The sequence below is a fragment of the Mailhella sp. genome (assembly GCF_057866825.1).
Genome location: NZ_DBMAHT010000006.1, coordinates 33,342 through 55,241, shown reverse-complemented (window position 1 = coordinate 55,241; position 21,900 = coordinate 33,342). Strand labels below are relative to the sequence as shown.

At 63.3% G+C, this 21,900-nt stretch carries 14 protein-coding genes and 1 tRNA gene; 7 read left to right on the top strand and 8 right to left on the bottom strand.

Going from position 1 to position 21,900, the window contains the following annotated elements:
- The first annotated feature begins 387 nt into the window (after positions 1–387).
- The 5 genes from upp (at position 388) to ACZM96_RS01875 (ending at position 7,227) form a co-directional block, all read left to right on the top strand.
- On the top strand, positions 388–1,014 hold the full coding sequence (gene upp, locus ACZM96_RS01895) for a uracil phosphoribosyltransferase (protein WP_489486963.1): 627 nt from the start codon (positions 388–390) through the stop codon (positions 1,012–1,014).
- Positions 1,015–1,530: 516 nt separating this feature from the next.
- Positions 1,531–2,559, top strand: coding sequence for a glycosyltransferase family 9 protein (locus ACZM96_RS01890; protein WP_489486962.1), 1,029 nt, complete (start codon positions 1,531–1,533; stop codon positions 2,557–2,559).
- An 861-nt stretch (positions 2,560–3,420) separates the two neighbouring features.
- Positions 3,421–4,371 carry a hydrogenase small subunit gene (locus ACZM96_RS01885; RefSeq protein WP_489486961.1) on the top strand — a complete coding sequence of 317 codons (951 nt, stop codon included), beginning with the start codon at positions 3,421–3,423 and terminating at the stop codon, positions 4,369–4,371.
- A gap of 14 nt (positions 4,372–4,385) precedes the next feature.
- Complete coding sequence (locus ACZM96_RS01880) at positions 4,386–6,065, top strand: nickel-dependent hydrogenase large subunit (RefSeq protein ID WP_489486960.1); 1,680 nt, start codon at positions 4,386–4,388, stop codon at positions 6,063–6,065.
- A 682-nt stretch (positions 6,066–6,747) separates the two neighbouring features.
- Positions 6,748–7,227: a HyaD/HybD family hydrogenase maturation endopeptidase gene (locus ACZM96_RS01875; protein WP_489486959.1), complete on the top strand. Its 480-nt coding sequence runs from the start codon at positions 6,748–6,750 to the stop codon at positions 7,225–7,227.
- A 741-nt stretch (positions 7,228–7,968) separates the two neighbouring features.
- Here the strand turns inward: ACZM96_RS01875 and ACZM96_RS01870 are convergent.
- Positions 7,969–10,644: a ComEC/Rec2 family competence protein gene (locus ACZM96_RS01870; protein WP_489486957.1), complete on the bottom strand. Its 2,676-nt coding sequence runs from the start codon at positions 10,642–10,644 to the stop codon at positions 7,969–7,971.
- Between the two features lie 124 nt (positions 10,645–10,768).
- Positions 10,769–12,031, bottom strand: a complete 1,263-nt coding sequence (gene murA / locus ACZM96_RS01865; protein ID WP_489486955.1) for a UDP-N-acetylglucosamine 1-carboxyvinyltransferase — start codon at positions 12,029–12,031, stop codon at positions 10,769–10,771.
- Positions 12,032–12,105: 74 nt separating this feature from the next.
- Between murA and ACZM96_RS01860 the strand changes: the two genes are divergently transcribed.
- Positions 12,106–12,181, top strand: a tRNA-His gene (locus ACZM96_RS01860).
- A 228-nt stretch (positions 12,182–12,409) separates the two neighbouring features.
- On the opposite strand, the gene ACZM96_RS01855 is transcribed toward ACZM96_RS01860, so the two are convergent.
- The 6 genes from ACZM96_RS01855 to ACZM96_RS01830 all read right to left on the bottom strand — a co-directional run bounded on the left by ACZM96_RS01855 (position 12,410) and on the right by ACZM96_RS01830 (position 20,483).
- Positions 12,410–13,201, bottom strand: a complete 792-nt coding sequence (locus ACZM96_RS01855) for an exodeoxyribonuclease III (protein ID WP_489486954.1) — start codon at positions 13,199–13,201, stop codon at positions 12,410–12,412.
- Between the two features lie 167 nt (positions 13,202–13,368).
- Positions 13,369–13,644 (bottom strand): HU family DNA-binding protein, encoded by a 276-nt coding sequence (locus ACZM96_RS01850; RefSeq protein WP_294447199.1) that lies wholly within the window; start codon positions 13,642–13,644, stop codon positions 13,369–13,371.
- A 146-nt stretch (positions 13,645–13,790) separates the two neighbouring features.
- Positions 13,791–14,904, bottom strand: a protein-coding gene (gene prfB, locus ACZM96_RS01845) for a peptide chain release factor 2 (protein WP_489486953.1) whose coding sequence is annotated in 2 segments (ribosomal slippage) — positions 13,791–14,828 and positions 14,830–14,904 — 1,113 coding nt in all. Because the reading frame shifts where the segments join, the coding sequence is not laid out codon by codon here.
- Between the two features lie 50 nt (positions 14,905–14,954).
- Positions 14,955–16,643 (bottom strand): apolipoprotein N-acyltransferase, encoded by a 1,689-nt coding sequence (gene lnt / locus ACZM96_RS01840; RefSeq protein ID WP_489486951.1) that lies wholly within the window; start codon positions 16,641–16,643, stop codon positions 14,955–14,957.
- Entirely contained in the window at positions 16,640–18,160 is a 1,521-nt protein-coding gene (locus ACZM96_RS01835) for a YifB family Mg chelatase-like AAA ATPase (protein WP_489486949.1), read from the bottom strand. The genes lnt and ACZM96_RS01835 overlap by 4 nt, the downstream gene beginning before the upstream one ends.
- 7 nt (positions 18,161–18,167) lie before the next feature.
- Positions 18,168–20,483, bottom strand: coding sequence for an LPS-assembly protein LptD (locus tag ACZM96_RS01830; RefSeq protein WP_489486948.1), 2,316 nt, complete (start codon positions 20,481–20,483; stop codon positions 18,168–18,170).
- Between the two features lie 227 nt (positions 20,484–20,710).
- Between ACZM96_RS01830 and alr the strand changes: the two genes are divergently transcribed.
- Positions 20,711–21,826 (top strand): alanine racemase, encoded by a 1,116-nt coding sequence (alr, locus tag ACZM96_RS01825; RefSeq protein ID WP_489486947.1) that lies wholly within the window; start codon positions 20,711–20,713, stop codon positions 21,824–21,826.
- The last annotated feature ends 74 nt before the right edge of the window (positions 21,827–21,900 follow it).

Below are 21,900 nucleotides of genomic sequence, written 5' to 3'. Positions count from 1 at the left end.
TGCAAGGCAGAGAGACACGCGAGGGCATCTCTCAGGAAAGGGCGATCCCGAAAGTGGCGGCGTTTGAAAAACACGCGAGAGCAACTTCCCGGCGATGCTTCCGGTCGCTTCTTCCCGGATTTTCCTCCACCCCGACGAACGACCTCCCCAAAAAGCGCCGCCTCCGCGAAAACGCCCTGCCGTTGCGCGCCGCACAGTCTCCGAAAAGGCCGCCTTGTCCCGGAGCAAAACACGGGAACAAGCCCGCAGCCCTTGCCCTGCAACGACATTCCCGAAGGCGTCGACAGAAAAACGTCCGCCTTGACGGCGCGGGGAAGCCCCGGCTATAACGAGAGAATAATCTGTGTACCCTGCGCATCCGCGCTCCTTCAACAAAGGATTCACGCCATGGCTTTTCATATCGTCGATCATCCTCTCATCCGGCACAAGCTCGGCTTGCTCCGTAAGGAAAGCACGTCCACCAGCGAATTCCGCATGCTCTCCAAGGAAGTGGCCCGCCTTCTCACCTACGAGGCCACGAAAAACCTCCCCACGGAAAAGAAGACGGTCAAAGGCTGGGCCGGACAGGTCGAAGTCGATTACCTCGCCGGCAAGATGATCACCATCGTGCCCATTCTCCGCGCAGGACTCGGCCTCATGGACGGCGTGCTCGACATGGTTCCCGGCGCGAAGATCAGCGTGCTCGGCATGTACCGCAACGAAGAAACCCTGGAACCCGTGGAATACTACAAGAAGCTGGCCCGCCGCATCGATCAGCGCGTGGCCATCATTCTTGATCCCATGCTGGCCACCGGCGGCTCGCTCATCGCCGCCATCGACGTGCTCAAGAAGGAAGGCTGCAAGCATATCTGCTCCCTCAACCTCGTGGCCGCTCCCGAAGGCGTGAAGGCCGTGCTCGACAAGCATCCCGACGTGGAAATCTACGCCGCCGCCCTCGACGATCACCTCAACGAAGACGGCTACATCATTCCCGGTCTCGGCGACGCCGGCGACCGCATCTTCGGCACGAAGTAGCGCCGTTTTACGCCGACGATTTTCTCATCGTCCGCTCGTCAGGCCCGAAGGGTTCGCCCTCCGGGCCTTTTTTCGGTGCGGCAAACAACACTCCGCCGCGCCGACTCCGACAGGTGTCCGATGTCATCAACTCCCCGACGGCGGCGCACGGGAACCCGCCGTTTCCAGCGGCCCCACCTCGTTTTCCGGGAGCAAGCCTCCGCGCCGCTGCGGAAAAAGCGTTTTCCCTGCGGTTATTCCCGGCGCAGAACAGCCCCGCAACCTGCGCACGCCTCGAGCGAGCCCGACCTTTTCTGCGCCCGCACGCTTCGGCCATCCCCAAAACGCGCCGTTTCTGCATCGGCGTGAGGCGACCGCCCGTCGCCGCGCCCGCGGTTGACGCGCGCGCCCCTGAAAACTACAAAGAAGTCACGGCGTCCGAAATGTTCGGGAAGCGCCCGACGTTCGCGCGAGCCGCGTCCGCCGACCGCATCCTTCGCCCGGCGGACGGAAGTCTCATTCCACAGGCAGGTCAGTATGGCACGTTATTCTTCCAAAATAAGCAACAAGCACATGGTGGCCGTGCGCTTCAGCTCCCTGGGCGACGTGGCGCTCACCACGGGCGTTCTCCTCGACTGGCACGAAAAGCACGGAACCATGTTCACCGTCATCACCAAAGAAGCCTTCGAGCCGCTGTTCGATCACAATCCCGCCGTGCTCAACGTCATCGGCTTTGACGACAACGATCTGCACGGGCAGACGCAGGCCGTCATCTTCCGCGGCATCATGGAAAAATATCGCGACTCCCCGCTGCTTGACCTGCATCGCAATCTGCGTTCCGCCATGCTGGCGCGCATCTGGCGCGACGCCATCATCTGCTACAACAAGATGGCGCTGGCCCGCCGCATCTTTCTGTGGAGCAAGGGGCGCTTCTTCGGCGAAGAGCTGCGCCGCTACAACGTGCCCCAGCGCTACGCCATCGGCCTGTACGACAAGGAGAACGTGCCCTCCGCCGCGGAACTCCGTCCCCGCATCTTTCTTACGCAGGACGAAGTCACCCATGCCGAAGAACTGCTTGCCCCCCTTCAGGCCGAAGGCGCGCCCATCGTGGCGCTGCACCCCTTTGCCACCCACGAGGCCAAAACCTGGCCCATGGAGACCTGGCTGCGCTTTGCCGCGCTGCTCCGCAACGAGGGCATCAGTTACTTCTGGGTCGGGCAGGGCGACGACATGCCCGAAGAAGAACATCCCCGCAGCTTCGTCAACAAGACCGGCCTGCGCGAGCTGTTCGCGCTGACCTCCGTTGCCGACGTGCTCGTGACCGGCGATTCCGGCCCCATGCACCTGGCCACCGCCGTGGGCACGCCCGCGCTCGCCATGTTCGGCCCCACCTGCAAGGAATGGGGCTTCTTCCCTTCCGGCGAGCACGACCGCGTGGTGCAGCTCGACATGCCCTGCCGCCCCTGCTCCCTGCACGGCTCCGGCACCTGCCCCCGAGGCAACGCCTGCATCACGGGCATTACGCCGGAACGCATGCTCGAAGAACTGAAAACCATGCTCGCCTAGCGTCTTTCCTGCTCCGGGCGGAAACCGGGCCCCCCGTCCAACGCGCCGGATTCGTGTTTCCCGCGCGGCGGAAACCGGAAAGCCTTTGCAGGAACATGGGCAACTCGTTGTGCCCTTTCTGCGCTGGCGGGAAAGACACGACTCCGCGGAGGGCGTCGTGAAGCGCGGCAGATCTTCCTCCGCGCGGGCGGAAAAGGCGCTTCCGCCGACGGGTACGCCGTCGACCTCTGAAACCTTTTCTCCGCGCGTGCGGCAGTGGTCGCCGTGCCCGACAAAGCTGAAAAATTCCAGAGAAGAAAACTGGCACCGGAAGCGGTCGGCGCTTTCTGCCCGCGGGCGCAGGAGCCTGCGCGGCGATGCGGCCTTCGGATGTTCCTGCGGCGGGCGTAAAAAGCCTGCGCCGCACGTTTCGGAGAGCCTCGGCGCTCTCCTGCCCGGAAGGACCAAAGTCCGGCGGCGCAGCTTACGGCATGCCCGCTTCCGCATGCGGAGGCAAAGACGTCCGCTCCGGCCTTTCTCCTTGCGGGGCCCGGCCCTTCGGCACGGAGGACACGCTCGACGCAAGACTCGGCGGCCCGCCGCTCTCCTTCGGGCGGAGGAAAAAGACTGTCATCTCCCGCACTTGCCGAATTTGTCGAGTCAAAGACGGAACCATGTGATTTTTATATCATTTCTTCAAAGAAAAGATTCTCGTCGGTTGACCTGCCCCTTCTCTGATGTTAGAGTCGGATATAAAGTAATATCAGAAGAAGCTCATGCCTCAGCGCATGACTTGTTCCCTTATCGGCAAAAGCCGCGACCTTCCCGCCGCCATGGAAGCCTTCGCGGAAAAATCCTGTCTATCAGCGCCAGGAGGGCCTTATGCAAATCTCCATTGGTCTGGGGAAAGAAGGCGCGGAAGAACGCCTTGAAAAACGGGGCGTGTCGCGCCGCGAGTTTCTGAAATTCTGTTCCACTGTGGCTGTGGCCATGGGCCTGGGTCCCGCGTTTGCTCCCACCATGGCAAAGGCTCTCACGTCTGCCGCGCGTCCTGCCGTCATCTACCTGCACGACGCGGAATGCACCGGATGCACGGAAGCGCTGCTGCGTTCGAGCAAGCCGTTCATTGACGAGCTCATTCTCGACACCATTTCCCTCGACTATCAGGAAACCATCATGGCCGCCGCCGGCGAAGCCGCGGAAGACGCTCTGCACCTGGCCATGAAGAATCCCAACGGCTACGTGTGCATCGTGGAAGGCGCCATTCCCACCGCCATGGACGGCCTCTACGGCACCATCGGCGGCAGAACCATGTACGCCATCAACAAGGAAGTGCTGCCCGGCGCCAAGGCCGTCATCTCCTACGGCACCTGCGCCTGCTTCGGCGGCATTCCTTCCGCCGCGCCCAATCCTTCCGGCTGCAAGGGCGTGAACGACTGCTTCGCCGATCTCGGCGTCAAGGCCGTCAACGTTCCCGGCTGCCCGCCCAATCCCCTGAATCTCATCGGCACCATCGCCGCCGTGCTCTCCGGCGTCAAGCTGGAACTCGACGCCCTCAATCGTCCTCTGGCGTTCTACGGCCACACCGTTCACGAACTGTGCGAACGTCTGCCCCACTTTGAAGCCGGAGAATTCGCTCCTTCCTTCGACTCCGAGGAAGCCCGCAAGGGCTGGTGCCTCTACAAGCTCGGCTGCAAGGGCCCGGTGACCTACAACAACTGCCCCAAGGCCCTGTTCAACGACGTGAACTGGCCCGTCGCCGCCGGACATCCCTGCATAGGCTGTTCCGAACCGAACTTCTGGGACAAGCTGACCCCCTTCTATGAAAACTAGCGAGTAATGCCACCATGAGCGAAGCAAAAACCACTCCCCAGAGTTCCTATACCGGGCCCATCGTGGTGGACCCGCTTACCCGTATCGAGGGCCATCTCCGCATCGAGGTGGAAGTCGAAAACGGACGCGTCAAAGACGCCAGAAGCTGCTCCACCCTGTTCCGCGGGCTGGAAACCATCCTCAAGGGCCGCGATCCGCGCGATGCCCAGTTCTTCTCCGGCCGCACCTGCGGCGTGTGCACCTACACGCACTCCCTGGCGTCCACCCGTGCTCTCGAAGACGCCATGAAGATCGAGATTCCCGTCAATGCCACGCTGATCCGCAATCTCGTGCTCGGCATGCAGAACCTGCATGACCACGTGGTGCACTTCTATCACCTGCACGCCCTTGACTTCGTGGACGTGGCCGCCGCCCTCAAGGCCGATCCGGCCAAGGCCGCCAAGCTCAACGCCTCCATTTCGCCCCGCCCCACCAGCGAGGACGAACTGCGCGCCGTGCAGGCCAAGGTGAAGGCCCTCGTGGAAAGCGGCCAGCTCGGCCCCTTCACCAACGCCTACTTCCTCGGCGGACATCCTTCCTACTATCTGGACCCCGAAGCCAACCTCGTGGCCACGGCCCACTATCTGGAAGCCCTGCGCGTTCAGGTGGAAATCGCCCGCGCCACGGCCGTGTTCGGCGCCAAGAATCCGCATCCGCAGTTCCTCATCGCGGGCGGCGTCACCTGCTACAACGCCCTGCGTCCCGACACCATCGCCCAGTTCAAGGCCCTGTATCAGAAGGCCCGCGCCTTCGTGGAACAGGTGTACATTCCCGATCTGCTGCTCGTGGCCGGAGCCTACAAGGACTGGGCCGCCATCGGCGGCGGCGTTTCCGACTACATGGACTTCGGCGAATTCCCGGGCAAGGAACGCGATCTCACCACCCGCTGGCTCAAGCCCGGCGTCATCTACAACCGCGACCTCAGCACGGTGCTGCCCTTCGATCCCTCGAAGATTTCCGAGCACGTGCGTCACAGCTGGTTTGAAGGCGACGAGGCCCGCGCTCCCTATCAGGGCGTGACCGATCCCCGCTTCACCCGCATCGGCGACCCCGACCGCTACTCCTGGATGAAGGCCCCGCGCTATGACGGCCATGCCATTGAAACCGGTCCTCTTGCGCAGATGCTCATTTCCTATGCTCAGGGCGACAAGCTCGTCACCGACACCGTGAACACGGTGCTGAAGGCCCTGAACGTCGGTCCCGAAGCCCTGTTCTCCACCCTCGGCCGCACCGCCGCCCGCGGCGTGGAAGCCGTGGTGGTGGCCAACGGCGTCGGTGAATGGCTCCAGCAGCTTGAAGACAACATCGCCAAGGGCGACAACAAGATCTGCATCAACACCGAAGTGCCCAAGAACGCCGAAGGCGTGGGCTTCGTTCACGCGCCCCGCGGCGGCCTGTCGCACTGGATGGTCATCGAAAACGGCAAGATCGCCAACTTCCAGATGGTGGTGCCCTCCACCTGGAACCTCGGACCGCGCTGCGCCGAAGGCAAGCTCTCCGCTGTGGAAGCCGCCCTCGTCGGCACGCCCGTGGCCGATCCCAAGCGCCCCGTGGAAATCCTGCGCACCGTGCATTCCTTCGATCCGTGCATCGCCTGCGGCGTTCACGTCATCGACGGCCGCACCAATCAGGGTTACGACTTCAAGGTTCTGTAATCCGTCATGACGACAAGGGGGGAGGACGTCCGATCCTCCCCCTTTTTTCATGGTCGAGCATGGACGCCGCACACGTCCGCACCGAAAGCAACGCTCGTCGCTCCCTTCCCTGCGTTTGTCGCACAGCTCCGCACGAGCGATTGGCACTTCGGCGCTCTCGACATGGCAGAGCGGGCCGCTGACCGGCGCTGCCGGAGGCAAAGGGTATGGCTTCGCCGGGCAAGCCCCGCGGGACAACGTGTGCCCGAGCGAGGGCAAAAGCCTGCGCGGCGGCGACTTTTTCCCCCGGCCTCCGGGTGCGATTGATGACCGGCCCGCCTCTGCGCGGCGAAACCCGACAGAGGAAAGCTTGCCGCGCTTGGTTTGGGCATGTCCCGCGCCGGGCGACGAGCCTTTCCAGCGCTCCGCCCCGGGAGTGAAGACCGCGCCGGACGCAGATGCAGCGTGCAACGCTCCAGCATGCCGGGGCTCAGAACATGACATCGCCCTGCCGCCGCAGGCCGCGCCTTCCCCGACGCTTCCGCGGCAGGCGCGGACGATAAAAAAAACTGTTTGGCGATTTCTCAGGCATTCCGCGTCAGCACGCCTCTTTCCGCATTTTCTTGCGAACACCATTCCGGGATACACGCGCCGCGACGGCCCGCCGACTTTCCCGCCACCTTTCCCTATTTTTGAGATCACCATGGACCGCATTCTCATTCTTGGCGTAGGCAACATTCTTTTCACCGACGAAGGCATCGGCGTGCGCGCGCTCGAATGGCTGCAGGAACACTACGTCTTTCCCGAAAACGTCACGCTTGTGGACGGCGGCACGCTGGGCATGGGGCTCATGGACGCCCTTCTGCAATGCGACCGCGTCTATGTGCTCGACGCCGTGCTCGGCGGCGACGCGCCCGGCAGCATCTACCGCCTCACGGACAACGATCTGCGCAAAAGCATGAGCTTCCGCGACTCGCTGCATCAGACCGACCTCGTGGACACACTCATTTACTGCGACATTCTCGGTCATCGCCCGGAAGGCGTGGTGTTCGGCATGGAACCCTCCGACTACAACACCATGGAGCTGGGGCTCTCCCCCGTGTGCCGCGACGCCGTGCCCGCGCTGGCGCAGAAGCTCGTGGACGAACTGCGCGAACTGGGCATTGCCGTCAGCGACCGCTGAGACGTCATCACGAAACATTCTTCGCGGAGAATGCGCTGATGCTGCGGCGCTGCGCAGGCAGGGCGACCGCCGTGCGCTCGCTCTTCCGCCGTGCACTCGCCTTCGCCTGTTCTCTCCGGCGTTTCCCCGCCGACTCCGCCGAAGTCTGCCGAGGATTTTGCCCGTAACACGCAGCACGGCGGGCAACGGCTCTTCAGCGCAACGCTGCAATGCTTCACTTGCGCCCGCGCGCAACTCCCCGCAAGCCTTGCCGACAACGGCTGTCCGACGCTCCCCGCGGCCCTGGCAAGACGTTCAAAGCCAGGCGACCTCGCTCCCACGGCAGCCAGGCCCGCCGCTTCGCCCTTCAAAAGGCTGACTATTCCGGAAACGCCTATCCGCAGCCGCGCGGCGTTCAGTCCTGAGCGATCCTGCGCACTCAACGCCCGCAACATGCCGGAACACTTCCCCAAAAAACATTGCCACGCTGCGGCGGAGCGTTGCGCCGCTCGAAAAGCGCTCTTCTTTCCGCCATCTCCGAAAAATTTTTGCGTCGAACGCGCCCGGCTGCCGCATGCTCTTCCGCCAAACTGTCGGCAGTCCTGATTTAACGCCTCTCTCGGGCGCTGTGATGCTCTTTTCTTCAAATCCTAGGGGATTGCTCGGAATTGTCCTTTTCCGCAGCCGACGGCGCGCACACGCCTCGCTTCCGCCCTGCCGCATGGCCCCCGTTCCGCGTGACCGGACGATCGGGCGCAACTCTCAGGGGAGCGTCATGCGCCCGTCCTTTCCCGACCAGGTCACGGTGAAGCCGCCGAGCATTGTGGTGCTGTACAGAGGAATCAGCCGCCGGGCCATCTCCGCGCGCACCCTGCGTCCGGGGAATCCGTAATGGTTGAACGCCGCCGCCGAAGCCGCGGCCGCTTCCGGCGACACGGCATCGTAAAACTTCCGCTGAAAGCTCGACGCTGCGCCATGATGCGGCAGCACAAGCAGTCCGGCCCGCAGATCCTGTCCGCTCTCTGCAAGACGCCGCAGCGCCGGAGCCGTCATGTCGCCGCACAGGATGGCCAGAGGCACCTCGTCGCGAATCACGCGAAACGAGAGCGACGCGGCGTTGGACGAAATTTTTCTGCCCGGCCGGGGCTCTGTTTCCGCCTTGTCCGGCCAGACCATTTCCAGCCGTATGCCTTCGGCAAGCTCCATCACGTCGCCGCGGCCCAGAATTCGCTCGGGAATGCCCCGCCGCGCCGCTATCTCGCGCAGCGCCCTGCCGTCGGCGGAGTCGTCCCGCGCGGACAGCGCCGACCAGCAGAGGCTTCCCACCTCGAAATGCTCCAGTATCCAGCGAAGACCGCGCGCATGATCCATGTCCGTGTGACTCACGATGACCGCGTCAAGGCGCGGCATGCGTCCGTATGTCAGGGCCGGAGCAAGTATGCTGCGCCCGCAGTCGAACGTCGGCGAGGCACTGCCGCCGCCGTCCACAAGCACGCGTCCGCCGGGGTAACTCAGAAGCACCGCCTGCCCCTGGCCCACGTCGAACACGGTCAGCGCCACTTCCCGCTCCCGCGCCGCCCGCCAGTCGTCGAGCCAGACGGGCATCTGACCTGCCGGCATCATCAGAAGCCCGAGGCACAGCAGTCTGCGAGCCGCCTCTCCCGACGGAAGGCCGTTCAGCTTCCGGCCGAGCATCAGCATGCCGCCCGTCAGCGCCGCTCCGTAGCCGAGCGCACTCAAGGACAGGGGGCGCATAAACTGCACGAGCGGCAGGGCTCCGACTTCGGCCATGCGCTCCAGAATATGGAGCATGATGTCGGCAGGGAACGTTGCCGCGGCGAAAAGCAGCGTCGAGCAGCTCTGCGGCCCCAGGCACGCCAGAAGCAGCATGCCGAGCGCCGCCGCAGGAAGCGTGACGAAGGTGAGCGGCGGCAGCCAGATAAGATTCATCCAGACCTGCACGCTCGTCGCCCCGAACACGGAAACGATCACGGGCAGCACGGCCAGCTGCGCAGCGAGCGAAAGAATGAGCATGGTGCCGCTCCAGCGTATGGCCGCATGCATGGCGCGACGAAACCGGGAGCGGGAATCGCCGCCCGGGCGGCGGGCAGGGGGAAAACGCCTGCGCAGGGCCGAAACCAGGGGCATGGAAAGCAGTATGCCCGCCACGGCCAGCACGGAAAGCTGTGCGGAAAGATCGAAAGCCGAGAGCGGCCAGCCGAGAAAGAGCAGAAGGCACGCGGCAAACAAAGCGTCCAGCGGAGCCGTGCTGCGGCGCAGGCACAGGTACACGGAACCGGCCAGCATCATGCACGCCGCGCGGATGAGGGAAAACGGCGCGCCGCCGAGAAAAAGATAAGCCAGAGCAAAGGGAACGCCCGCCGAAACTACGAGCACGCGCCGCGGCATCACGAGGAACAGCCTGCGAAATGCCCGCGACGCAAGAAAAATCAGCGCCGCGCCCGCCATGGCCGCAAGCGCCAGATGCTGCCCGGAAAGAGCCAGCGAATGCACAAGGCCCGCCCGGTTGAAAAGATCCACGGTGTGCGGACTGAGAAAGGAACGGTCGCCGAAAAGCAGCGCCGGCAGCATGGCCCTGCCCTGCGGCAGAACTTCCTCCGCCCGCGAGTCTGACGCCCGCCCGCCGCCGAAATTCCCGCCCGCGGACTCGTCGAAAAGTTCTGCGGAGAGCGCCTTTCGCCAGCTCTCCCGCAAAAGCTGCGCCCGGTACGCCAGGCCTTCGCCCTCGGCAAGCTCCAGATACAGCGGCCCCGCGGCAGTTCTGTTCAGGCGCGCATTATGCCAGACGTCGCGATCCGCCCAGTACCTGCCGAGATCGGAAACGCCGGGGTTCACGCTGCCCACGGTCGGATACAGGCGCAGGAGGGCCCGCAGCGTTTCTCCGGCCACCGGTCTGCCCGCGTGCGCCATGTCCCGCTTTTGCAGCGTCAGGCTCACGAGTCCCGGCACGGGAGAGGCGTCGTCCTCCACGATGCGGCCGGGATACCCCTTTCTGCCGCCGGAAAGTTCGGGGCCTATCTTTCTGTCCAGTGCCTTGCGCACCCGCGCTTTTGTCTCTTCCGCAAGCGGCGGCATGCCTTCCATCGGACGCACCTCTTCCAGCAGCACGCGCACGCGGCCTCCGGGAAGACCGGTCACGGACGCCACGCGTCCCTCGACAAGCACGCTTTTGCGCGGCACCGACGCCCACGAGGGACAATCCGGAGCATCCGGCGAAGCAAGAAAGGTCAGCCCCAGGCCGAGCAGGAAAAACACGGCCGCCGTCAACGCCCGACGCGCGCCCGCGAACCGCGGAACCATAATCACAAGAGCGAACAGCCCGACGCCGAGCACCGCATCGCGAAGCGACACGGAACCGGCCAGCACGGCAAGAAGAAGCCGCTGGCGGAAAAGAAGCGACGGAAGTTCGCCCGGCATGGCGCGATCCGAAAATTCCGGCGCGGCGTTTTCCGCGCCTGTCCTCTGTTGCAAACAAGGCGCGCCGACTCCGCCGAAACACTCCGACGGCGGCGCGCCTTCCCTTTCCGAAAAGAACAAAAGTCTAGTCGGGATCCTTCACCCGGCGGATGTTGGCTCCCACGGCCGAGAGCTTGTCCGCCAGATGCTCATAGCCTCTGTCCACGTGATAGATGCGCTGCACGCGGGTTTCCCCTTCCGCCGCAAGACCGGCCAGCACCAGCGCCGCGCCCGCGCGAAGATCCGAGGCCATGACCGGCGCGCCGGTCAGTCTGCGGCCGCCGCGCACCAGCGCCGAAGAGCCCGTCACGTGAATGTCCGCGCCCATGCGCACCAGTTCCTGCACGTGCATGAAGCGGTTCTCGAAAATGTTCTCTTCCACGAGGCCCGAGCCCTGCGCGCAGCACAAAAGCACCATGAACTGCGCCTGCATGTCCGTGGGGAATCCCGGGTGCGGCCGGGTGCTCACGTCCACACCCGTAAGGCCGCCCTCGCCCACGCGGGCCAGCACGCCTTCCGGCGTTTCCTCAATGACCATGCCCGCCGCGCGCAGCTTGTCCACTACGGCGGCCATGTCGCCGATGGGACAGTTTTTCAGCAGAAGCTCGCCGCCGGTCACGCCCGCGGCAATGAGAAAGGTGCCCGCTTCAATGCGGTCGGGCATGATGGCGTAGGTGCAGCCGTGCAGACGCTCCACACCCTGCACGCGGATCATGGTGCTGCCGTGCCCCTCGATGCGCGCGCCGCAGCGGATGAGAAAGTTGGCAAGATCCACGATTTCCGGCTCGCGCGCCACGTTTTCCAGCACCGTTTCGCCCTTGGCGAGGCAGGCGGCCATGAGCACATTTTCCGTGCCGCCCACGGTGGGGAAGTCGAAACGAATGTGCGCGCCCTTCAGTCCGTCGGGGCAGCGGCCGTGAATGTAGCCGCTTTCCAGATCGAACACCGCGCCCATCTTCTCAAGCGCGGAGAGGTGCTGATCCACGGGACGCGCGCCGATGGCGCAGCCGCCGGGCAGAGACACCTTGGCCTCGCCGAGTCTCGCCAGAAGCGGCCCCAGGCAGAGCACGGACGCGCGCATGGTCTTCACGAGATCGTACGGAGCCTCCATGCCGAGCTTGCCGTTCTTCACGCGGACCACGCCGTTTTCCAGCGAGGCCTCGCGTCCCAGAATGTTGAGAAGCTTGATGGTGGTGTGAATGTCCCGCAGATCGGGAACGTTGGTGTAGGTCACGTCGTCATCCACGGCGATGGATGCCATGATGATGGGAAGCGCGGCATTCTTGGAGCCGCTGACCTCAATGACGCCCTTGAGCGGCGCGCCGCCCTCTATGATGAAACTGTCCAAATTCTTCCTCCGCAGGGATGACAAAAAAATGCTTGACTATTCCCCGTCTATCGAATAATAACTCTTTCTGCACGGCGAATATAGCTCAGTTGGCAGAGCACCTGGTTGTGGCCCAGGGGGTCGCAGGTTCAAACCCTGTTATTCGCCCCATATTTCAGCCCCGGTTTCATCGGGGCTTTTTTTGTGGCCAACGTGCCGATTCTGCTCTCGCTTCTCTTCATTTCCGTACCGCTCACACAAGAAACGGGCTCCGGCGCGCCGGATCTTTCCCGACGCCTCCGCGCCCCGTTCCCTCTTTTTTCTTACAGGCGAAGAGCCGGAATTTCCCGGCTTCCGCTTTCACCTTGCCCATTCAGCACCGCATCGCGGCCTTTTCTTCTACAGCTCCAGCGCCAGCCCCACGGGGCAGTGGTCGGACCCGTACACGTCGCTTTCTATCCACGCGTCGCGGATATTGTTCCGAAGCTCGGACGACACGAAGAAGTAGTCCAGCCGCCACCCGATGTTCCTCTCCCGCGCGCGGGTCTTGTAGGACCACCAGCTGTAGGCTCCCGCCTCGTCGCCGTGTACGTGCCGGAACGTGTCCACGTATCCGGCCTGCACGAAATTGTCCATCCAGGCGCGCTCTTCCGGAAGAAAGCCCGTGTTGCACACGTTCTCCTTCGGTCGGGCCAGGTCTATTTCCCGGTGGGAAATGTTGAAGTCGCCGCACACCACGATGGGTTTCTCCTGTCTGAGCTCTTCGGCGTAGTCCAGAAAAGCGTTGAAGAATCCCATCTTGTACGGCACCCGGCGGAACACGCCCTTCGAAATCTCCTCTCCCCCGTTGGGAAAGTAGATGTTGAAGAAATGCAGCTCGGGAAATTCCAGATGCAGCACCCGCCCCTCCCCGTGATAATCGGGATCGGGCAGTTCGTGCTCCACGTTGAGCGGCTGCCTGCGGCTGAACACCGCCACGCCGGAATATCCCTTCTTCACCGTGGACGCCGACCACCAGGAATGCCAGCCTTCCGGCTCGCGCTGCGCCTCGGGAATCTGCTCGGGAGAAGCCTTGGTCTCCTGAAGTCCCACCACGTCGGCCTGCGTTCTGGAAAACCATTCCCAGTCCGCCTTTTTGCTGACGGCGCGAAAGCCGTTCACGTTCCACGATACAAAACGCATGAGTGACATAAATTCCGTCCTTCTTCCGGGGGAGAAGTTACGCGACAACTCCCGCAATCTCAAGAAAAAAAGCCTCTTCGCCGCAAGCGACGGCCTTCCGTTCCGTCTGCGGGCATAAAAAAGGCAGGTTCGCTGAACCTGCCTTTGTCCGTGCATGCAACATGCCGGAGATGTCGCTAGTCGTTGAGGAATTCCTTGAGTTCCTTGCCTGCGCGGAAGAACGGAAGACGCTTGGGGCTCACTTCCACTCTGTCTCCGGTGCGGGGATTGCGGCCGGCATAGGAACCGTACTCTTTAACCTTGAAACTGCCGAAACCGCGGATTTCCACGCGATCGCCAGCAAGAAGCGCCTCTTTCATGCAATCCACAAAAGTGTTGACCACAAGGGTGGCTTCATCTAGCGACACATTGGACTGTTCGGCAAGATTCTTGATCAGTTCACTCTTGTTCATGACATCTCCGTCATACGGTATAGCCTGCCATGGCCTCGCAGGCAGGGAGAAGGATTATCGACGGGGTATTTCCCCTGAAAGCTCACAACGTGTCAAGTAAGACATCTATAACCCTAAATCCGTTGCCTTGCAAGGAAAAACGGCCTCTATCCCCGACTGTGCTCATGCTGCCAGAGAAGATAGTCCCGCAGGAAGGAATCAATGCGTCCGTTGAGCACGGCGTCCACATCACCGCATTCCGAACCGGTGCGATGGTCCTTGACCAGCCGGTAGGGCTGAAGCGTGTAGGTGCGTATCTGACTGCCGAAGGCAATGGCGTCCTTGCCGGCGTAGTCGGCCTGACGGGCGGCGTCGCGCCTGCTCTGTTCCAGGGCGTACAGACGCGCCTTGAGCACGCGCATGGCGCTTTCGCGGTTGCTCTGCTGCGAACGTTCGTTCTGGCACTGCGCCACAATGCCCGTGGGAATGTGCGTGATGCGCACGGCCGACTCCGTCTTGTTGACGTGCTGGCCGCCCGCGCCGGACGCACGATACACGTCGATGCGCAGATCGCTTTCCTTGATCTCGATGTTCGAGATCTCGCCCGCGTCGGGAATGAGATCCACCGAGGCGAACGACGTGTGCCGACGACCGGAGGCGTCGAAGGGCGAAATGCGGATGAGCCGGTGAATGCCCTTCTCGCCCTTGAGCAGTCCGTAGGCGTTCTCGCCCTGCAGGCGGATGGTCACGGCCTTGATGCCCGCTTCTTCGCCGGGCAGAAAGTCCACGATTTCGGCCTTGATGTGATGCGATTCGGCCCAGCGCAGATACATGCGTTCCAGCATTTCCGCCCAGTCCTGGGCCTCGGTGCCGCCCGCGCCGGGATGGATGTCCAGAAGGGCGTCCATGTGATCGGATTCGCCGCTGAGCAGCACGGTCATTTCCGTTTCCGTCAGCAGATTTTCCAGAATGTCGGCCTGTTCGCTCAGCGTTTCCAGCGCGTCTTCCTCGCCCTCGGAAACAAAGCCGAGCCATTCTTCCATTTCGTCGTAGCTGGCCTTCAGTTCCCGAAAACGGGCGACTTCGGCTTCAAGACGACTCTTTTCCCGCAGCACCGGCGTGAGCTTTTCCTGATCGGACCACGCGTCGGGGCTGGAAATGATTTCCTCTATTTCTTTGAGGCGCGCCTCCCGCGTGGGCAGGTCAAAGACGCCCCCAGAGGGAAGTGAACTGTTCGGAAAGAGAATGGCAGCGGGAACGAAGTTCGGCCAACTGAAGCATGACGATATCCTTTTTTACGGTATTTCCGCAGGGATGCGGAGTGTCTCAGGTCAAACGGAGCGCCTGCGCCGCTGCCTGATCAGCGGCAGACAAAGCAGCGCAAGCATGACGAAGCCCGCGGCGGGCAGCCACGGATGGAGATAAAAGTAAGGCGTATGCTCCTGCAAGGCAAGCACCGTCGCAGTGAGGCTGGCGGGCTTGAACAGGGCGTAGTGATCCTTTTCCGTGCCCAGGGCATGCATGCCGCCCAGAGGGTCGAGCACGGCGGTGATGCCGCTGTTGGTGGCGCGCACCACGTAGCGCCCCTGCTCCACGGCGCGCATGAGCGAAAGCTGAAGATGCTGCATGGGCGCGGAGGTGTAGTCGTACCACGCGTCGTTGCTGATGTTCAGAAGCAGTTCCGCGCCCTCGGCCGCGCGCTCGCGGGCCAGTTCCGGGAAAATGGCCTCATAGCAGATGAGCATGCCCATGTTCACGGTCTTCCTGTTCGCGAGAGGCACGGCAAAGAGCGGCTCCTGCGTGCCGGGCTCGAAGCCGCCGAGCCCCTGCAGCAGACTCTCGAAGATCTTCCAGTCGAGCACGGGCGGCAGATATTCGCCGAAGGGCACCAGATGTTCCTTGTCGTAGTGGCCGCCGTCGCCTGCCGGAGTCAGCAGAAAGGCCCGGTTGTAGAGCAGTGTTTTTCCTTCCGGCGAACGCTCCACGCCGGGCGCGCCGAAGAGCAGCGGAAGGCCCATTTCCCGCACAAAACCGCGCAGCTCGCCCGAAAGAGGCCCGGAAGGATAGGCGAAGGGCATGGCCGTTTCCGGCCAGAGCAGCACGTCGGGCAGCGCGGGAGACAGCGTAGCGTCGCCTGCGGGCGCAAAGCGCCCCATGAACGGCGCAAGTTCCGCGGCCTGCGGTCTGGCCTCTTTCGCGCCGGAGAGCGCGCCGACGTTTGCCCTCACGCCGTCCAGCGTGAGGCGCATGTAATGCTCCAGAGTCTGCCTCTGATACTCGGGCGACCATTTGACATCCTGCCGCACGCTGCCCTGCACCAGCGTGAACGACACGGGCACGCCCTCGGCAGCAAGACGCCCGGGCATGACGGCAAGCCGCCACGAGCCGAAGGCGGCCGCCGCCATCAGCATGAGCGCGGCGCCGCCCGCAAGAGCGAAACCCGCCTTGCGGGACGAAGCGCCGCCGAAAAGTCTTGTCAGCCCCTCGCAGGCCAGGCAGGCCGCCGCGGCCAGAAATCCGGAATAGCCGTACTCGCCGAGCACGCTCAAAGGCTGCACGAGCACCGGCCAGGCAGCCAGTCCCGAAGAGAGCGTGAGCCAGGAAAACCCGGTGCCGAACCAGCCCCGCGTCCACTCCAGAAGATACCACACACATCCCGCAATCGCAGCGCGCCGCCACGGAGAAACATCGCGCACTCTGGCCATGATCCACGAAAACACGCCGCCCCAGAGGGCCACGTACATGCCGAGCAGTATGGAACAGGGCGCGGCCAGAAGCCAGGGAAAATATCCGTACTTGTGCGCGGCCACGGCAATCCAGTAGAGGGCCACCGCCGCGCCGGGAATGCCCGCCGCCCAGCCCGTGCGGAACGGCGCTTCCGTGCGGGAGGCCAGAAGCAGCACCGCCGGATACACCAGCATGACAAACGGCAGATGCACCGCCGGGTTGGGAGTGCCCAGAAATACGGCCAGCGAACCCGCCGCCGTAAGCGCGGCACAACGCCGCAGAGAAATGATCATGGCTGACCTCTGTCAAGCACGCGGCAGCTGATGGCTTCCGCGATGTGCGTGAGCGAAAGTTCCGCCGCACCTTCAAGATCGGCGATGGTTCTCGCCACGCGAAGAATACGGGTGTACGCCCGGGCCGAGAGCGCCAGCGCGTTCACGGCGTTGCCCAGAAATTCATGTTCCGCCCGGCCGAGGCGGCAGTACTCGTCGAGCATGCGGCCGGAAAGATCGGCGTTGGTGCGGCAGTTCGTGCCCCGATAGCGTTCGCGCTGAATCTCCCTTGCGCGCACCACTCTCTCGCGCACCTCGGCCGACGACGGCCCGGCGTGCGACGAACGGATGTCCTCATAGGACACGGCCGGCACCTCCACGTGCAGGTCGATGCGGTCCAGCAGCGGGCCGGAGAGCTTGGCGCGATAGCGGGCCACGGCCTGCGCGGAACAGGTGCATTCGTGACGCGGATCGGTGCTGTAGCCGCACGGACAGGGATTCATGGCCGCAAGCAGCATAAAGTCGGCAGGATAGGAGACCGCGTAGGTGGCGCGGGAAATGAACACTCTCCCCTGCTCCAGCGGCTGACGCAGCACCTCCAGCGCCTGACGATGAAATTCGGGCAGCTCGTCCAGAAAAAGCACGCCCCTGTGGGCAAGGCTCACCTCGCCGGGATGCGGCGGCACGCCGCCGCCGATGATGGACACGCTGGAGTCGCTGTGATGCGGCGTGCGGAAAGGACGCTTCGTCACCAGCCCGCGCCCGTCCAGCATGCGGGCCACGCTGTAAATTTTGGTCACTTCCAGAGCCTCTTCCCGGTCAAGCGGCGGAAGTATGCCCGGCATGCGCCGCGCAAGCATGGTCTTGCCGCTGCCCGGAGGCCCGATGAACAGCAGATTGTGCGCACCGGCCGCCGCCACTTCCATGGCGCGCTTGGCCTTTTCCTGCCCCTTCACGTCGGCCAGATCGAGAAAAACATCCTCCTCGTCGCCGGGCGGCGCGGACTCCACGGGAGAGAGTTCCGCCATGCCCGCCAGAAAGGCCGCCGCCTCCGCCAGCGTCCTCGGCGCAAACACGTCGAGTCCCTCGGTCATGGCGGCTTCCTGCGCGTTGTCCGGGGCCACCATGAAGCCCTTCGCTCCTTCCGCGCGGGCCAGCATGGCCAGCGCAAGCACGCCGGGCACGGGCTTGAGCCTGCCGTCCAGCGAAAGCTCGGCCGCAAAGAACCAGCCCCGCAGACATTCGGCGGGAAGTATGCCCGCAGCCGCCAGAAGCCCGAGCGCCAGAGGCAGATCGTAGGCCGAACCTTCCTTGCGCCGGTCGGCCGGGGCCAGATTCACCGTGATGCGCCCCGGCGGAATGCGGAACGAGGAATTCTGAAGCGCCTTGAGCACGCGCTCGCGCGATTCGCGCACCGCGCCCTCGGCCAGTCCCACCATGACGAACGAAGGCATGCCCTGCCTGCCGTAGTCCACCTCAAGATCGACCCGGAAGGCGTCCACCCCCAGAATCGCCCCGCAGGACAGCTGCACTACCATGAAGACCTCAGAAACTCAGGCCCGGCAGTTCGAGAATGAGCCGGTAGGAATTGTCCCGCGCCTTACTGTACACGGCGCCCAGAATGTGGAAGCACTGATGGTAGTAGCCGATCACGAAGCGGCGCTCGTAGTTCTTGCCGGTTTCGATGTTGTCCTGCGTGCGGTAGTACATCGAGATCTTGCTGGTGGGCCGGAACGTGAACGTGTTGGTGAGCAGCCGCTGCCTCGGCGTGAAGCGTATGTCGCCCAGCTTGTCGCGCTTCATTTCATCAAGATAATTGTAGAACTCGTTGCGCGTGCTGTACGACATGCTCCATGCTCCCCAGCGGGCGTTGGAGAGCGTCATGCCGGTGTCGCTGCGGGTGATGCCGTCGCCGTACATGGAAACATACAGCCGGTTCCACAGGCTCAGCCAGTTCAGAGGTCTGAACTCCAGGTAGGAATAGGTGTCCATGACGGGCTTGCGGGAATACCGGTCGAGGAAGTTGTTTCGATTGGCTTCGTCGATGTCGTAGCCGGTGGCGACTTCCCAGCGCACGGGATCGAAATAGTTTTCCGTGGTCTTGTAGTTTCCCTTGGCGCCGGAAACGGTCTCGCGCTTGGCCGTGAGAATGTTGGTCAGGGAAAGACGCACGCGCTGCGAGGGCTTGAGGCGGTCGGTATCCTCGAAAATGGGATTGTCGGACTGATCTCTGTCGGGCGTCCATTCATAGGTCACGCGGGGCTGCAGTCTGTGCCGGACACCGGTCCAGCTGGTCTTGCCCACGTTTTCGGCCACGGCTTCCAGATGGTTTTCCGGCATGTCCCACACGCGGGAGATCTGCGTAAAGGTGGTGGCGCTCACGTCGGGAATGAAGCGGTCCTTGGTGCCTCCGCCGCGCGTCCAGCGCTGGGAATCGTCGAAGGGCACGTGGTTGCTGTTGTAGTAGGTCTGGCGCACGCCGCCGGACACGATCATGGACGAGCCGGGCAGGTTCACGGGCACGCTGAGCTCGGGATGAATTTCCGTGCGCAGGCCGCGCACGCCCTTGGCGCGATATTCGTAGGTGCTGGAAACCTCGCCCTGCAGTTCAAACGGCAGACCGGGAATGAGACCGCCCTTGAAGAGGTAGGCATTGACGGGAATGCGCTGCACCGTGGTGTCTTCGCTGTGGGGCTGGTTGCCGTGCCCGAAGGCAGGATTCTCCTCGTACCGGAAGCCCGCGGACACCATGAAGCGGTCCCAGTCGCGATAGATGAAGCCCTCGCTTATGCGGTTCTTGTCCACTTCCTGAAGGTCGCGGCCGAACATGTCGTAGAGAGAGTCGCGGGAACGGTTGAAGCCGGTGCGCATGTCGCGGAACTGGCGCAGAAAGTTCTGATCGGAAACATAATCGAGGTTGTAGCGGTAGCGCCAGCCGGAGTCGCCCAGAAATCCGTCGCCCATGCCGCGCAGCCAGTAGCGCTCCTCGTTGGTATTGATGAGTCTGTCCTTGTCGTTGACGGGGTCGGAGGCGTCGGAGCGGAAGGTGTGCTTGTCGTAGAGCACGTCGAAGGCCAGCCAGGTCTTGTCCTGATCGCGGGTGTGGGCGCGGTATTCAATGCCGGGCATGAAGCCCGCCTTGCTCATGTAGGAACCGTAGAAGGTCAGGTCGCGGCTCTCGTCGATGACCTGAAAATAGGGCTGGGAAAAGAAGGCTCCGTTCAGGCTGCTGTAGCCGAAGTCGGGCATGAGCAGACCGGACTGACGGGTGGTCTTGGCGGGCAGCACCAGATAGGGCGAACCGACAAGGGGCACGTCGAGAATGTTCAGGGTGGAATGCGTGAGCTTGGCGTAGCCGTCGATTTCCACATCGGCCTGATCCGCGGACAGCGACCAGGCGGGGCGATCGCCGTCACAGGCCGTGACCTTGGCGTTCTTGAAGCTGTAGCGGTCGCCGAAGAGCTTGTCCACCTTTTCGCCGGTCACGTACATGTGCGGTCCGGCAATGAAGATGGAGCCGTCCTTGAGCCAGCCCGTGCGCGAGGTGAGGTCGAATTCGGCCTCCGATGCGTTCAGCATGTCGCGTCCCATGCGGGCTTCCACCTTTCCCTTGACGAAAATCCAGTTGGTCGTGGTGTAGTAGCGGGCGAAATCGGCCTTCATGTAATCTTCGCCGCGCTGGAGCAGCACGTTGCCGGACGCCTCGACAATCACGCCGCCGTCAAGGCTGACGAGGTTGTCGGCATTAAGCGTCCAGGGCGAGTCGCCGCGGGTGCTCAGCGAACGCTGACCTGTGCCCGGGGAAGCGGCAAAAGCGGACGAGGAAAGACACGCCAGCGCCGTAAGCACGGTCAGAAGCATGCGACACAACGATGAAAAGGAAACGGAAGGAAAAAACACGGCACATTCCGGGTTGCAAGACAGAGAAAGAGGCGGTAGAGGCAGAAACGGAACAGGAGAAAAGACAACCGCCGGACGTACCGGGCGGCTTTTCAGCTGGAAGCTGATTTTCCATAGCATACAACTTGAGCGAAAAAAAGCCCCTGACAGGGGCTTAACGCCGAACGCCTCCAAGGATCGGGAACATCATGATTGAGCCTTCATGCCATGTACGCGTCAACTGGGAACATTTCCGCCGCAACATCGAAGAACTGCTGAAAAGAGGGCATGATCTCATGCCCGTCATCAAGGCGGACGCCTACGGGCACGGCGTTCGGAAGGCGGCGGCCGTGCTGGAAGACATGGGCATAGGCTGGGCGGCCGCGGGCACGATTCGGGAAGCCGCGGAAGTGAGGAACGCCGGATTTTCCGGCAATATCGTGGCGCTGCTCAGCCGCGCTCCCGAAGAGGAGGACGTGCGACTTGCCTGTGAAAAGCGTCTCTCCCCCCTCATTCACAACTGGGAAGGACTTGAAGCCGTCACGCGGGCCGTGCGCGACATCGACGCGCCGCTCGGCATCGCCGTGAAGGCGGAAACCGGCATGGGGCGGCTCGGCTTCCGTCTGGAAGAGATGGAGGCCGTGGCCGAGGCCATTGCCGCCGAGCCCAGACTTTCGCCCATCGTGCAGGTTTCGCACTTTGCCGTGGCCGACGATCCCGCGGAAGAAGAGTACACGAAGCGCCAGTGCGACGTGTTCTACCGCGCGGCCGACATCCTGCACCGGAAGTTTCCCGACATGCGCTGCTCGCTCGGCAACACGGCCGGACTTGTGGAAGGCTTCACCCGCAAGGACGACATCTGCCGTCCCGGCATCGCCCTGTACGGCTACGATCCCATGTACGGCACCGCGCACGAGGGCGCGTGCGGGCCTCTTCTGCCCGTGATGGAAGTTGCTGCTCCGCTCATCAGCGTGCATCCGCTGCACAAGGGGGAAAGCGTGGGCTACGGCCGCACCTTCACGGCGGACTCGGAACGTCTTGTCGGCTGGGTGGCCATAGGCTACGCCGACGGCTACCGCCGCAATCCCGCGCCCGGAACCTGCATGTGCATCAACGGCGTGCGCGTGCCCGTCATCGGCAGAGTCGCCATGCAGATGACCTGCGTGGATCTCACAGACCTTGCCGAAACGCCTGCGCCCGGCGACGCCGTGTACGTTCTCGGCGGACCGGGCAACGCCGTGAGCGCGCAGGAACTCGCCGACTGGTGGGGCACCATTCCCTACGAAGTGACCTGCCTGCTCGGCAAGAACCGAATCGAAAAATAACGCAGAAGGGGGCCGCGGTCCCCTTTTCTTTTGCCTTTCGCCGGACGAAGCCCCAAACGGACACGCACCCGGCG